12 protein-coding genes are annotated in these 13,814 nt (G+C 53.9%); all 12 read left to right on the top strand.

All coding sequences use genetic code 11. From position 1 onward, the window contains the following. Positions 1-46: 46 nt before the first annotated feature. The 12 genes from pyrH to DI14_RS11910 all read left to right on the top strand — a co-directional run bounded on the left by pyrH (position 47) and on the right by DI14_RS11910 (position 13,804). Entirely contained in the window at positions 47-772 is a 726-nt protein-coding gene (gene pyrH / locus DI14_RS11965; protein WP_034808850.1) for a UMP kinase, read from the top strand. Beyond that, on the top strand, positions 769-1,329 hold the full coding sequence (gene frr, locus DI14_RS11960) for a ribosome recycling factor (protein WP_034808847.1): 561 nt from the start codon (positions 769-771) through the stop codon (positions 1,327-1,329). The genes pyrH and frr overlap by 4 nt, the downstream gene beginning before the upstream one ends. Before the next feature lie 83 nt (positions 1,330-1,412). Next, complete coding sequence (locus tag DI14_RS11955) at positions 1,413-2,150, top strand: isoprenyl transferase (RefSeq protein WP_034808845.1); 738 nt, start codon at positions 1,413-1,415, stop codon at positions 2,148-2,150. A 1-nt stretch (position 2,151) separates the two neighbouring features. After that, complete coding sequence (locus DI14_RS11950) at positions 2,152-2,949, top strand: phosphatidate cytidylyltransferase (RefSeq protein ID WP_034808843.1); 798 nt, start codon at positions 2,152-2,154, stop codon at positions 2,947-2,949. A 12-nt stretch (positions 2,950-2,961) separates the two neighbouring features. Further along, a complete protein-coding gene (gene dxr, locus DI14_RS11945) occupies positions 2,962-4,107 on the top strand; it encodes a 1-deoxy-D-xylulose-5-phosphate reductoisomerase (RefSeq protein WP_034808841.1) in 1,146 nt (381 codons plus the stop codon). Between the two features lie 16 nt (positions 4,108-4,123). Beyond that, the gene (gene rseP / locus DI14_RS11940) at positions 4,124-5,374 is read left to right on the top strand and encodes an RIP metalloprotease RseP (protein WP_034808839.1); all 1,251 of its coding nucleotides are present in this window, start codon (positions 4,124-4,126) and stop codon (positions 5,372-5,374) included. Between the two features lie 31 nt (positions 5,375-5,405). Beyond that, a complete protein-coding gene (locus DI14_RS11935) occupies positions 5,406-7,106 on the top strand; it encodes a proline--tRNA ligase (protein WP_034808836.1) in 1,701 nt (566 codons plus the stop codon). A gap of 73 nt (positions 7,107-7,179) precedes the next feature. Further along, the gene (locus DI14_RS11930; protein WP_034808835.1) at positions 7,180-11,472 is read left to right on the top strand and encodes a PolC-type DNA polymerase III; all 4,293 of its coding nucleotides are present in this window, start codon (positions 7,180-7,182) and stop codon (positions 11,470-11,472) included. Positions 11,473-11,592: 120 nt separating this feature from the next. Further along, positions 11,593-12,063 carry a ribosome maturation factor RimP gene (rimP, locus tag DI14_RS11925; protein ID WP_034808833.1) on the top strand — a complete coding sequence of 157 codons (471 nt, stop codon included), beginning with the start codon at positions 11,593-11,595 and terminating at the stop codon, positions 12,061-12,063. 12 nt (positions 12,064-12,075) lie between these two features. Continuing rightward, on the top strand, positions 12,076-13,236 hold the full coding sequence (gene nusA / locus DI14_RS11920) for a transcription termination factor NusA (protein WP_034808832.1): 1,161 nt from the start codon (positions 12,076-12,078) through the stop codon (positions 13,234-13,236). Between the two features lie 2 nt (positions 13,237-13,238). Then, positions 13,239-13,511 carry an RNase P modulator RnpM gene (gene rnpM / locus DI14_RS11915; RefSeq protein ID WP_034808831.1) on the top strand — a complete coding sequence of 91 codons (273 nt, stop codon included), beginning with the start codon at positions 13,239-13,241 and terminating at the stop codon, positions 13,509-13,511. Beyond that, complete coding sequence (locus tag DI14_RS11910) at positions 13,508-13,804, top strand: YlxQ family RNA-binding protein (RefSeq protein WP_034808829.1); 297 nt, start codon at positions 13,508-13,510, stop codon at positions 13,802-13,804. The genes rnpM and DI14_RS11910 overlap by 4 nt, the downstream gene beginning before the upstream one ends. Positions 13,805-13,814 lie beyond the last annotated feature (10 nt).

Genomic DNA, 13,814 nt, shown 5'->3' with positions numbered 1-13,814 from the left:
CGTTAAGGGAGCGTGTTCCCTTTTTTCAAGCAAGAGGAGGCAAAGTATGGAACCGAAATATAAGAGAATTGTGTTAAAATTGAGTGGAGAAGCGCTCGCAGGTGATCAAGGGTATGGAATCGATCCATCGATTGTCAACTCGATTTCTGGACAAATCAAAGAACTCGTCGCTATGGGCGTCGAAGTGGCCGTCGTTGTCGGTGCCGGAAACATTTGGCGCGGCAAGACTGGGAGTGAACTCGGGATGGACCGGGCGAATGCCGATTATATGGGCATGCTCGCAACTGTCCTTAACTCACTCGCGCTTCAAGACAGCCTTGAAACGAACGGTGTCCAAACGCGCGTCCAAACATCAATTGAAATGCGTCAAGTCGCCGAACCGTATATCCGTCGCCGTGCGATGCGTCACCTTGAAAAGGGGCGGGTCGTCATTTTCGCAGCCGGTACCGGAAACCCGTATTTCTCAACCGATACGACTGCAGCGCTTCGCGCAGCTGAAATTGAGGCAGACGTCATCTTGATGGGGAAAAACAACGTGGACGGCGTGTATTCGGCCGACCCGAAACTTGACCCGGAAGCGGTGAAATACGAGGCGCTCACGTACTTGGACGTACTCAAAGACGGACTCCAAGTCATGGACTCGACTGCGACATCACTCTGTATGGATAACCACATTCCACTAATTGTATTCTCATTGCTTGAAGAAGGAAACATTAAACGTGTCGTACTCGGGGAACATATCGGGACGGTAGTAGGAGGAATCAATTCATGAGTGTAAACGAAGTCTTGAAAACTGCTGAAGAAAAAATGGAGAAAGCCCACGCCGCACTCAAACGCGACTTTGGAACGCTTCGCACAGGTCGTGCCAGCGCTTCGATTTTGGATCCGGTCCAAGTCGATTACTACGGTGTGCCGACGCCACTTAACCAAGTGGCCAACATCAACACGCCAGAAGCCCGCCTTCTCTTGATTCAACCGTGGGATAAATCGATGGTATCGGAAGTCGAGAAAGCGATTCAAAAAGCAGACCTCGGCCTTTCACCATCATCTGACGGGACGGTCATTCGTCTCGCCATCCCTGCCTTGACGGAAGAACGTCGTAAAGAGCTCGTTAAAATTACGAAGAAGTATGCGGAAGAAGCGAAAGTCGCTGTCCGTAACGTTCGTCGTGACGCGAACGAGAACTTGAAGAAGCTCGAGAAAGACGGCGAGATGACGGAAGACGATCTCCGTGGTTATGCGGACGACGTCCAAACGTTAACGGATTCGTACATCAAAAAGATTGATGAGTCTGCAGCGACGAAAGAAAAAGAAATCATGGAAGTGTAATCACGGAAGTGGTATACCAAAAAGCTGTGTGGGGACCCTTTTATTGAGAGGGTCCCTCTTTCATACAATCAGGAGGATAGAGTATGTTTAAATGGGTGAATCCTAAAACGAAGACCGAAGCGGAACTGAGCATTCCCGAACACGTCGCCATCATCATGGACGGCAATGGCCGTTGGGCGAAAAAACGTGGGCTCCCGCGCATCATGGGTCACCGGGAAGGGATGAAATCGGTGCGCGAGTCCGTCCGTACGGCGCAAGAGCTTGGCATCAAGTCGCTGACGCTCTATGCGTTCTCAACCGAGAACTGGACGCGCCCTGAAGAAGAAGTCAACTTCTTGATGAAGTTGCCGAAGCAGTTTCTCGAGACAGATTTAAACGAACTCGATGAACAAAACGTCCGTGTCCTTGTGGCCGGCGACGTGTCAAAATTGCCGCGCGGCACACGTGAAGCGGTCGAGGAGGCGCGGACGCGGACCGCGACGAATACAGGACTTGACCTCGTGTTCGCCCTCAATTACGGTGGGCGCGATGAGCTCGTTCAAGCGATGCGCCTCATCGCCATGGACGTGGCTGCCGGCCGGATTTTGCCGGAAGACATCGATGACGCGATGATTGGGGAACGACTCATGACGAACATACAGGACGTTGATCTAATCATTCGGACGAGCGGGGAGCAACGGCTCTCGAACTTCTTGCTTTGGCAAGGGGCGTATGCCGAGCTACATTTCACGGACGTCTTATGGCCAGAGTTTAAGCGCGACCATTTCGTAGAGGCGATTGCGGCATACAATGCCCGGACGCGTCGATTTGGTGGTGTCTAATATGAAGACTCGAATTATTACCGGACTTTGGGCCGGCGCGATTTTCGTCACGCTCATCGCCCTCGGCGGCAGCCCGTTCGTCATCTTGATGGGTGTGCTCGCTTTGATTGGGTTGAGTGAATTCACGTTGATGCGGCGTCACAAACTGACCGCTTTCCCGTTTCTCGTCACCGCACTGCTCGTCGCTTTCCCGTTCGTCATGATGTTGCTCGAACGGCAGATGGATATGAGCGAACTGCCGATGTCCGTCAACCAATGGATGATTCTCGGTTTGACGTTGCTTCTGTTTTGGACCGTCGTGACGAAAAATCGGTTCACGTATGAAGATGCCAGTTTTTATTTCGTCTCCGCCGTCTATGTCGTCATCGGGTTTACGAGCTTCGCGCTCGTGCGATTATCGGATGACGGACTGAGTAAAGTGTTGCTCGTCTTGTTCATCATCTGGGCGACCGATTCCGGTGCCTATTTCACCGGGAAAGCGATCGGGAAGACGAAACTTTGGCCGTCCATCAGTCCGAATAAGACGATCGAAGGGGCGGTCGGCGGAATTCTTTCCGGGATCGTCATCGGCATCGCGTTCATTCTCGTCGATCCGATTTTGCCGCTTTGGGAAGTGATCATTCTCGCCATCGTCGTCGCGGTCGTCGGCCAGCTCGGCGATTTGGTCCAGTCGGCGTATAAACGCCACTATGGGGTGAAAGACTCGGGGCACCTTTTACCGGGACACGGCGGGATTTTGGACCGGTTCGATAGCATGATTGCCGTCTTTACCGTCATTTGGATTTTTAATTTGTTATAAGGGAGTGTCAAGATGAAGCGAATCAGCTTACTCGGGGCGACTGGATCGATTGGCGTACAAACGTGTGACGTCATCGAACAGCACCCCGACTTGTTTGAATTAGAGGCGTACGCGTTTGGGACGAACGTTGAAGTGGCGGAGGAGTGGATTAACCGGCTTCGCCCGAAATACGTATCGGCCAAATCGATTGAAGTACTCGAACAGTTGAAGCCCCGCCTTACATACGAACCACTCTTTTTCATCGGACTAGAAGGGTTGATTGAATGTGCGACGGCAGAACGGGCGGACGTGGTCGTGACGGCGGTCGTCGGTGCCGTCGGTCTCGAGCCGACGCTCGCTGCGATTGAAGCCGGGAAAGACATCGCGCTCGCGAATAAGGAGACGCTCGTCACAGCCGGGCATCTCGTCATGGCCGCCGTCAAAGAGCACGGCGTCAACTTGCTTCCGGTCGACAGCGAACATTCAGCGATTTTTCAATGCTTGAACGGGGAGCGCCGAGAAGACGTCGCGAAAATCATCTTGACTGCCTCAGGAGGGAGTTTCCGTGACAAGTCGCGGGAACAGCTCGCCGAGGTGACCGTCGACGAGGCGCTCAATCATCCGAACTGGTCGATGGGGGCAAAAATCACGATCGATTCGGCGACGATGTTCAATAAAGGGCTTGAAGTCATCGAAGCGCACTGGTTGTTCGATATCGACTATAATGATATTGAAGTGGTGCTCCATCGTGAATCGATTATTCACTCGATGGTCGAATATAAAGACGCGGCCGTCATCGCCCAGCTCGGCACCCCGGATATGCGCGGTCCAATCCTCTATGCCCTCGCTGCACCGAAACGGCTTGAAATCGAAGGGGGCAAGCGGTTAAACTTGAGAGAAATCGGGACGCTCCATTTCGCAGAAGCCGATTTCGAACGTTATCCGGCTCTTCGCCTCGCCTATGAGGCGGGCCGGGCCGGCGGGTCGATGCCGACGGTACTCAATGCCGCCAACGAGGCGGCCGTGGAGAAGTTTTTGAACGGCGAGATCGCCTTTCTAGACATCGAACGGCTCGTCGAACAGGCGATGGACGCCCATACAATCATTGCGGAACCGACGCTCGCGGACATTTTAGAAGTTGACCGTGCGGTTCGATTACAGATTCAGCAAGGAAAGTGAAGGTGGGGAATAAACAATGACGACTTTTATCGCCATCGTTTTGATGTTTGGTGTTCTCATTTCAGTGCATGAATGGGGTCACCTCGTCATGGCGAAACGGGCAGGAATTCTCTGTCATGAATTTGCAATCGGCTTCGGGCCGAAAATTCTGTCATTCAGAAAAAACGAGACGCTCTACACGATTCGGCTGTTGCCGATTGGGGGCTACGTCAAGATGGCAGGGGAAGATTTTGAACCGATCGAAGTCAAAGCCGGGCAACATGTCGGTCTGCGTCTGACAGCAGCCGGCACGGTCGACCGTGTCTACTTTCAGCCGGACCAGGCGACGGATGTCCATGTCGTCGGTACGGTCGATAAATTTGATTCGATTCGGGAATTGAAAGTCCAATTGCTCGTCGATGAGGAAGTCCGTGTGTACGAACTTGAGCGCGAGACGCTTCTCGTCGACCAAGGGATGGAAATCCAAATTGCACCGTACGACCGGACGTTCGGGGCGCAGTCCGTGTGGAAACGCGTGCTCGCCATCGCGGCTGGTCCGGCGATGAACTTCGTCCTCGCCTTCATCCTGCTCGTCATCGTCGGCCTCGTCCAAGGCACGCCGACGGATGACGGCCAAATCGGTACCGTACAGCCAGAATCGGCCGCAGCACAAGCCGGGCTCATGGCGGGAGACGAAATCATCTCAATCGAAGGGAACGAGCTCGATAACTGGGCCGACTTACGTGAAGCGCTCGCCGATCGTGCTGATGTCCCGACTGAAGTGACGTACGTCCGAGCCGGGACCGAACAGACGGTCACGCTCACACCGCAACCGCTCGAACAAAACGGTGAGACGGTCGGAATTTTAGGGGTAACGAACGCGCTCGAACGCTCTCCGACGAAAGCGTTCACGACGGGTGCTGAGACGACGTGGACGATGTCGACGCTCATCTTTTCTGCCGTCGGAGACCTCGTGACCGGTCAAGTCGGTGTCGACCAACTTGCCGGACCGGTCGGGATCGTCCGGATGACGGATGAAGTCGCAGCGAGCGGGCTGATTATGCTCCTCAACTGGACGGCTCTACTTTCCGTCAACTTGGCCATCTTCAACTTGTTGCCGCTCCCGGCACTCGACGGAGGTCGACTCATCTTCCTCTTCTTCGAGGCGGTGCGCGGTCGGCCGATCGACCCGAAAAAAGAAGGCTTTGTGCATTTCATCGGCTTCGCACTGTTGATGCTGTTGATGCTCATCGTCACGTGGAACGATATTCAATCATTTTTCAAATAGAACGTGTTAGAGAAGGGAAACGTTGATACCTATGAAACAATCGAGATTGCTTATGCCTACCCTCCGGGAAGTGCCAGCTGACGCCGAGGCGGTCAGCCACCAACTGCTCGTCCGGGGCGGGTTCATTCGTCAAAACGCAGCCGGCATTTATTCGTATTTGCCGCTCGGTCACAAAGTATTACAAAATATCCAGACCATCATTCGTGAAGAGATGAACCGTGCGGGCGCACAAGAGTTGCTCATGCCGGCCATCCAGCCGGCCGAGCTTTGGGAAGAGACGGGGCGCTGGGGCATTTACGGTCCTGAACTCATGCGTCTGACGGACCGTCATGACCGTCGTTTCGCCCTCGGTGCGACACACGAGGAACTCATCACGTCAATCGTTCGCGACGAGTTGAACTCATACAAAAAGTTGCCGGTCAACTTGTATCAGATTCAAGCGAAATATCGCGACGAGCGTCGACCGCGTTTCGGGTTGCTCCGAGGTCGTGAGTTCTTGATGAAAGACGCGTACTCGTTCCATGCCGACCAAGCCGGTTTAGACGAAGAGTACGACAATATGTATAACGCCTATTCGCGCATCTTCGACCGGGTCGGGCTCGAGTATCGCCCAGTCGTGGCCGATTCAGGTGCGATTGGCGGGAAAGACACGCACGAGTTCCAAGCGCTCGCCGCAATCGGGGAAGACACGATCGTCTATACGGACAGCTCGAACTACGCAGCGAACATCGAGATGGCAGAGACGCTCGACCGGTATGAGATGCAAGCCGGAACGGTCGCAGAACTTGAAAAAGTCGACACGAAAGAGCACAAGACGATTGAAGACGTGTCACGTTTCCTTGACGTCGATGTGAAGACGACGATCAAGTCGGTCCTTTTCAACGTCGATGGCGAGACGGTCATGGCGATCGTCCGCGGCGACCACGAGGCGAACGATGTGAAAGTGAAGAACGCACTCGGTGGACTCGATATTCAAATGGAAGAAGAAGCGAAAATCATCGACTTGTTCGGTTGTGAACCAGGAACGCTCGGACCGATCGATTCGCCGGTCAAAGTCGTCGCCGATTACGCCGTCAAGTATTTGGTCGACGCGGTATGTGGCGCCAACGAGGCGAACACACACTTCTTGCACGTCAACGCGGAACGTGACTTGGCTGACTTGACGTTCCACGACCTCCGTTTCGTCGTGGAGGGCGATTTGGCACCTGACGAGTCAGGGCCGGTCCGCTTCGCTCGCGGGATTGAGGTCGGACAAGTGTTCAAGCTCGGTACACGTTACTCAGAAGCGATGGGTGCGACGTTCTTGAACGAAGAAGGACGGGCCGAGCCGCTCATCATGGGTTGTTACGGTATCGGGGTGTCGCGTACGCTCTCGGCGGTCGTCGAACAGCATCATGACGACCGTGGCATCGTCTGGCCGAAGAGCATCGCGCCGTTCGATGTGCACTTGATTGCAATCAACGCGAAAGACGAGGCGCAACTCGCGCTCGCCGACCGCTTGTACAAGGAATTGTCAGCGTCATATGACGTCTTATACGACGACCGTAAAGAACGGGCCGGCGTCAAGTTCGCCGATGCGGACTTGATTGGCCTCCCGATTCGAATCAACGTCGGGAAAAAGGCCGGTGAAGGTGTCGTCGAAGTGAAACTTCGCGCAACAGGCGAAGTCATCGAAACAACGGTCGACGACTTACAAGCCGTTTTGACAGCACAGTTAGATGCACTCCAGTGATGACATGAAGGTGACGGTTCTCGCCGTCACCTTCATTTGTCCATGTTGAACGAAGAGGGGGGATTACTGACCCGTGGAAGCCAATCAAAAAATGTTATTGCTCTTGAACGACCTCGGCATTACGACCGAGACGGATCAATTTGACGGTGCCGAGTTGACGCGTCTTGTCGTCAACAAACAGCGGCGGACGTGGACGTTCCATTTTCGGTTGCACCACGTCTTGCCGTATGAGGTACATCAACTGTTCATGAGTCGACTTGAAAGTCGTTACGCGACGTTCGCGGATGAAGTGTACGCCCGCTTCACAACGGAACAGGGCGGTAAGGATGCGGACTATATCGACTACTGGCCGCGTATCGTCAGCGAACTGAGTCAAGTGTCCGGGGCGATGCGTACGTACTTCGCCTCCGTCCAACCGCGCTTTATGCAAAATAAACTGCTCATCCCCGTGCGCTCCGCACCTGAGGCGAGTTATGTCGATAAAGAGTTATGTCAAGAAGTCCAGGCGCTGTACAGTGCGTACGGCTTCACGAAAAAGCCGTGCCAAGCCCAGTTCTCAGAAGACGTGGAAGCGAACCAAGCCCTCCGCGAGCAAGTCGTTCAGGAAGACATCGAACAAGCGAAAATGGCGCTCGCCGCCCAGTTCGCCAAGACGACCGAGTCGAACGAGGAGCCGGTTACCGAGGTGCGCATGGGTGCGCTGATTAAAGATGAAATCGTCCAAATTAAGACAATCATCGAAGAAGAACGACGCGTCGCCATTCGTGGACTCGTCTTCTCGGCCGAACGAAAAGAATTGAAGAGCGGGAAGAAACTGTTCACGTTCAAGATGACGGACTATACCGATTCGCTCATCGTCAAAGTGTTCGCCCGTGACGATGATGACGACCGCATGCTCAGCGCCGTCAAAAAAGGCATGTGGATTCAAGCGGCGGGACGTGTCGAAGACGATAGCTTCATGCGCGAACTATGCATGATGGCCTCGCAGCTCCAAGAAGTGAAAGTCGAGCCCGTCCGTGACGAGTGGGACGGTGAGAAACGTGTCGAGCTGCACGCCCATACGCAGATGAGCCAGATGGATGCCGTCACGAACGTGTCGGCGCTCGTCGCCCGAGCCGCCAAATGGGGACATCGCGCCATCGCGATCACGGACCACGCCGGCGTCCAATCGTTTCCTGAGGCGTATTACGCGGGCAAGAAAAACGATATTAAAGTGCTGTTCGGTGTCGAGGCGAACGTCGTCAATGACGGTGTCCCGGTCGCCTACCATCCGACCGATATCGCTCTCGACGATGCGACATACGTCGTCTTCGACGTCGAGACGACCGGTCTTTCGGCAGTCTATAACAAGATTATCGAACTGGCCGGGGTGAAGATTAAAGACGGGGAAATCATCGACCGCTTCGAGGCGTTCGCGGACCCGAAACATCCGCTCTCGGCGACGACGATCGAGTTGACGGGCATCACTGACGACATGGTCCATGGTCAGCCGGACCCGGAAGTGATCACGAAACAGTTCGTCGACTGGTGCGGCGACAGTATCCTCGTCGCGCATAACGCGGCGTTCGATATGGGCTTCCTCGAGGCGACGCTCCGGAGCGGTGGCCATGAGCCGGACGACTATCCGGTCATCGATACGCTCGAGCTCGCGCGGACGATTTTGCCGACGCTCAAAAACCATCGACTGAACACGCTCGCCAAACGATTCGACATCGAATTGACCCAGCACCACCGGGCGATATACGATGCCGAGGCGACGGCTTATCTATTGATGAAGCTGCTCGATCTCGCCAAGCAGATGTTCGAGATGCAGACGCACCGCTCGCTCAACGCGAAAGTCGGGAGTGACGTCTCGAAGATTCGGCCATTCCATGCGACGATTTATGCGAAAAATAAGAAACCTGGATTACGTCACTTGTATGAGTTGATCTCGCTCTCACATATCGACTATTTGTTCCGGATGGCCCGGATGCCACGTTCTGAACTCATCAAACGTCGAGAGGGCCTTTTGATAGGATCGGCCTGCGACAACGGTGAGATTTTTGACGCGGCGCTGAACAAGTCGGACGAAGAACTCGAGAAGATGATGGCGTTCTACGACTTTATCGAGATTCATCCGCCGGCGCTTTATTTACATTTAATCGATAAAGAAATCGTCGCGAACGAACTCGAGCTCCGGGACATCATCAAACGGATCATTCGTGTCGCGAAGCAAGCAAATCTGCCTGTCTGTGCGACGGGGAACGTCCATTATCTCGACCGGACGGACCGCTCGTACCGTGAAATCTTGATTCGGACGCAAGGTGGGGCGAACTTCATTAACACGCGTAAAGAACTCCCACAAGCGCATTTCCGGACGACGAAGGAAATGATGGAAGAGTTCAAGTTCCTCGGCGACGAACTGGCCCGTGAAATCGTCATCACGAACCCGAACGCGATCGCCGACCAAATCGAGTCGATTCAAATCATCCCGGATGAGCTGTTCACCCCGAAGATTGAAGGGGCGGACGACGAAGTCCGTAACATGAGCTATGACATGGCTCGCTCGATTTATGGCGAGGAACTTCCGGAAATCGTCGAGGCCCGGCTCGAGAAAGAACTGAAATCGATTATCGGTCACGGGTTCGCCGTCATCTATCTCATTTCGCATAAACTCGTGAAGAAGTCGCTCGACGATGGCTACCTCGTCGGGTCACGGGGGTCGGTCGGTTCGAGTCTCGTCGCGACGATGACCGAGATTACCGAGGTCAATCCGCTCCCACCGCACTATGTCTGTCCGAAGTGTAAGCATTCTTACTTCTTCAATGATGGGTCGGTCGGTTCAGGATATGACTTGCCGGACAAGGAGTGTCCGGAATGCGGCACGTGGTATAAGAAAGACGGCCACGATATCCCGTTCGAGACGTTCCTCGGTTTCAAAGGGGATAAAGTCCCGGATATCGACTTGAACTTCTCTGGGGAATATCAGCCGCACGCCCACGCCTACACGAAAGTGTTGTTCGGTGAAGAGTACGTCTATCGTGCCGGCACGATCGGGACGATTGCTGACAAGACGGCGTACGGTTACGTGAAAGGGTATGCGACCGAGAACGATAAGATTTATCGGAACGCCGAAGTCGATCGGCTCGTGTCCGGTGTGACCGGTGTCAAACGGACGACCGGGCAACACCCGGGCGGAATCATCGTCGTCCCGGACTATATGGACATCGCGGAGATCTCGCCGATTCAATATCCGGCTGACGACAAGACGTCTGAATGGAAGACGACCCATTTCGACTTCCACTCGATTCATGACAACTTGCTCAAGCTCGACATTCTCGGGCACGATGATCCGACCGCGATTCGGATGCTCCAAGATTTGTCGGGCATCGACCCGCTGACGATTCCGACGGATGATCCGACGGTCATGAAGATTTTCTCATCACCGGAAGTGCTCGGCGTCACGCCGGAACAAATCGAATCGAAGACGGGGACGCTCGGCATCCCTGAGTTCGGGACGAAGTTCGTCCGGCAGATGCTCGAAGAGACGAAGCCGGCGACGTTCTCGGAGCTCGTCCAAATCTCAGGATTGTCTCACGGGACCGACGTTTGGATCGGGAACGCGAACGAATTGATTTACAACGGTACGTGTGAGTTAAAAGACGTCATCGGGTGTCGAGACGACATCATGGTCTATTTGATTTACGCCGGACTTGAACCGTCGTTCGCCTTCAAAATCATGGAGTCGGTTCGAAAAGGGAAAGGCTTGACCGAGGAGATGGAGTCCGAGATGCGCGCGAACGCGGTACCGGAATGGTATATCGCCTCGTGTAAAAAAATTAAGTACATGTTCCCGAAAGCGCACGCGACGGCGTACGTCTTGATGGCCGTCCGCATCGCGTATTTCAAAGTCCATCATCCGATTTTGTATTACGCGACGTACTTCACGGTCCGGGCCGGCGACTTCGATTTGTCGGCGATGATCAAAGGGTCGCAAGCCGTCCGGAAAGCGATGTCGGATATCCGCGAAAAAGGATTCGATGCGACGGCGAAAGACAAAGGGCTTCATACCGTGCTCGAACTCGCACTCGAGATGCTCGAGCGGGGCATGAAGTTCCAAAACATCGATTTATATCGTTCGAGCGCGACCGAATTCTTGATTGAAGGCAACACGCTCATCCCGCCGTTCAACGCAGTCGACGGTTTAGGGACGAATGCGGCCAAGGCCATCGTCGAGGCACGGGCCGAAGGTCAGTTCTTGTCGAAAGAAGATCTCCGGAAACGGGCCAAGTTATCGAAAACGATTATCGAGACGCTCGACACGATGAAATGTCTTGAAGGCCTGCCGGATGAGAACCAGCTGTCATTCTTTGATTTTGGGGTGTAAGTTGCAGAAAATCGGGAAAATATGATATATTAGTATCGAACAAAGTTGGATACTACGACGGAAAGGAGTAGGGAACCCTACTCCTTTCTTGTATGTAAAAGCCAAGAAGGAGGGATGAGAGTGTCCAAAATAACAGAGGTCGTCGAAGCCATCGCTTTGCCGATCGTCGAGCAAGCGAACATGGAATTAGTCGACGTTGAATTCGTGAAAGAAGGTCCGGACTGGTTCTTGCGCGTCTACATCGACAAGCCGGGGGGCGTCGATTTAGATGATTGCGTCAATATCAACGAACAACTCTCGGAGAAACTAAACGAAACCGACCCGATCGAACAAGCCTATTATCTTGACGTCTCGAGTCCCGGTGCGGAGCGCCCGCTCAAGAAACCGGTCGACTTTGAACGGGCGATTGGAAAAAACGTCTACATCAAGACGTTCGCCCCAATCGAGGGTGCCAAAGAGTTCGAAGGTATTTTAACGGCGTACGACGGTGAAACGGCTGTCGTCGAGACAAAAATCAAGACACGTAAAAAAGCGATCTCGCTACCAGTAGACAAAATTGCACAAGCCCGCCTAGCGGTCACGTTTAGTTAAGGAGAGGTAAAGATGGGGCCACAATTACTCACAACAATCGAACAGATTGCAAAAGAAAAGGGGATCGAGAAAGACATCATCATCGATGCGCTCGAGCAAGCGCTCATCTCGGCATATCGCCGAAATGTCGCCAACCCGAACGAACACGTCAAAGTCGAGTTCGACCAAGTGACAGGCGATATTCGCGTGTTCGCCTTGCTTGAAGTCGTCGAGCGTCTCACGCAGCCGGAGCAACAGCTCTCGCTCGAAGAAGCGCACGAAATCGACCCGAACTACGAGCTCGGTGACTTCCACAAGGAAGAAGTGACGCCGAGCGATTTCGGTCGCGTCGCGGCGATGACGGCGAAACAAGTCGTCACGCAAAAGATGCGCGAAGCCGAGCGCGAGCGGATTTACAACCACTTCGCGGACAAAGAAGACGAGATCATGACGGGAATCGTCGAACGTTTCGATCCGCGCAACTTGTATATCGGCCTTGAGAACAACATCGAGGCGGTGCTCACACCGAACGAACAGATGCCGAACGAATCGTACCAGATTCATGACCGGATCAAAGTGTACGTGACGAAAGTCGACTCGACGACGAAAGGTTCTGGCGCTGCGATTCAAGTGTCGCGGACGCACCCGGGCCTCCTCCGTCGTCTATTCGAACTCGAAGTGCCGGAAATCGCGAACGGGACGGTCGACGTCATGTCGGTGTCGCGTGAGGCGGGGGACCGTTCGAAGATCGCGGTCCATTCCGATATCGTCGACCCGGTCGGTGCTTGCGTCGGTCCGAAAGGGCAACGCGTCCAAACGATCGTCGATGAGTTGAACGGCGAGAAGATTGATATCGTGCGCTGGTCGGAAGATCCGAAAGAGTTCGTCAAAAACGCACTGAGCCCGGCTCAAGTCGTGGCCGTATACGTGAACGAGCCAGCCAAGTCGACGACGGTCGTCGTCCCGGACTATCAATTGTCGCTCGCAATCGGGAAGCGTGGTCAAAACGCGCGCCTTGCCGCCAAGTTGACAGGATGGAAGATCGACATTAAGAGCGAAACGGATGCGGAAGCGCTCGACTTGTTCGATACGTACGCCGAAAAAGTTGAATCGGAGCCAGAAATTGTTCACAATGAAATGGAACAGGCTGACGAGACAGTGCTTGAGTCGACGACGGTAAAAGAAGAGGAATGATCATGAAGCAAAAGAAACTTCCTTTGCGCAAATGTGTGGTCACGCAAGAGATGTTACCGAAAAAAGACTTGATTCGTGTCGTCCGGACGCCTGAAGGCGACGTCGTCATCGACCCGACCGGGAAGATGAACGGACGAGGCGCATACTTGTCGAAACAGATGGACGTCATCCGTTTAGCAGAGAAAAAACGGACGCTCGACCATCATTTGAAAGTGAAGACGGATGAGACACTTTATGAACAGCTGAAACAAGCAGTTGAAGGAGACGTCTCATGAGCCAGTGGGAATCATTGTTAGGCCTTGCCGCAAGAGCGAGGAAAGTAACGATGGGAGAAGAGTTTGTATTAAAGGATATTCGGGCTGGCCGCGCCAAGCTCGTCATCCTTGCCGGAGACGCAGGACCGTCAACGAGAAAACGGGTCACCGACAAATGTACATCGTATGGTGTTCCTTACGTGGAAGTGAGCGACCGATATACGATCGGCGCTGCCATGGGGAAAGATATGCGGGTCGTCGTGTCAGTGACCGAATCCGGATTTGCGAACAAGCTTAAGCAACTTCTCTCGTAACTATTAACGG

The organism is Exiguobacterium sp. AB2, assembly GCF_000696055.1.
In the GTDB taxonomy this organism is placed as follows: domain Bacteria; phylum Bacillota; class Bacilli; order Exiguobacteriales; family Exiguobacteriaceae; genus Exiguobacterium; species Exiguobacterium alkaliphilum.
This window is presented reverse-complemented; position numbering and strand designations above follow the sequence as displayed.

Coding starts and splice junctions, on each gene's coding strand:
- DI14_RS11910 (WP_034808829.1), top strand. CDS start 13,508: ATGAGCCAGTGGGAATCATTGTTAGGCCTTGCCGCAAGAGCGAGGAAA.
- DI14_RS11955 (WP_034808845.1), top strand. CDS start 1,413: ATGTTTAAATGGGTGAATCCTAAAACGAAGACCGAAGCGGAACTGAGC.
- rseP (WP_034808839.1), top strand. CDS start 4,124: ATGACGACTTTTATCGCCATCGTTTTGATGTTTGGTGTTCTCATTTCA.
- DI14_RS11935 (WP_034808836.1), top strand. CDS start 5,406: ATGAAACAATCGAGATTGCTTATGCCTACCCTCCGGGAAGTGCCAGCT.
- pyrH (WP_034808850.1), top strand. CDS start 47: ATGGAACCGAAATATAAGAGAATTGTGTTAAAATTGAGTGGAGAAGCG.
- rnpM (WP_034808831.1), top strand. CDS start 13,239: ATGAAGCAAAAGAAACTTCCTTTGCGCAAATGTGTGGTCACGCAAGAG.
- dxr (WP_034808841.1), top strand. CDS start 2,962: ATGAAGCGAATCAGCTTACTCGGGGCGACTGGATCGATTGGCGTACAA.
- frr (WP_034808847.1), top strand. CDS start 769: ATGAGTGTAAACGAAGTCTTGAAAACTGCTGAAGAAAAAATGGAGAAA.
- DI14_RS11950 (WP_034808843.1), top strand. CDS start 2,152: ATGAAGACTCGAATTATTACCGGACTTTGGGCCGGCGCGATTTTCGTC.
- nusA (WP_034808832.1), top strand. CDS start 12,076: ATGGGGCCACAATTACTCACAACAATCGAACAGATTGCAAAAGAAAAG.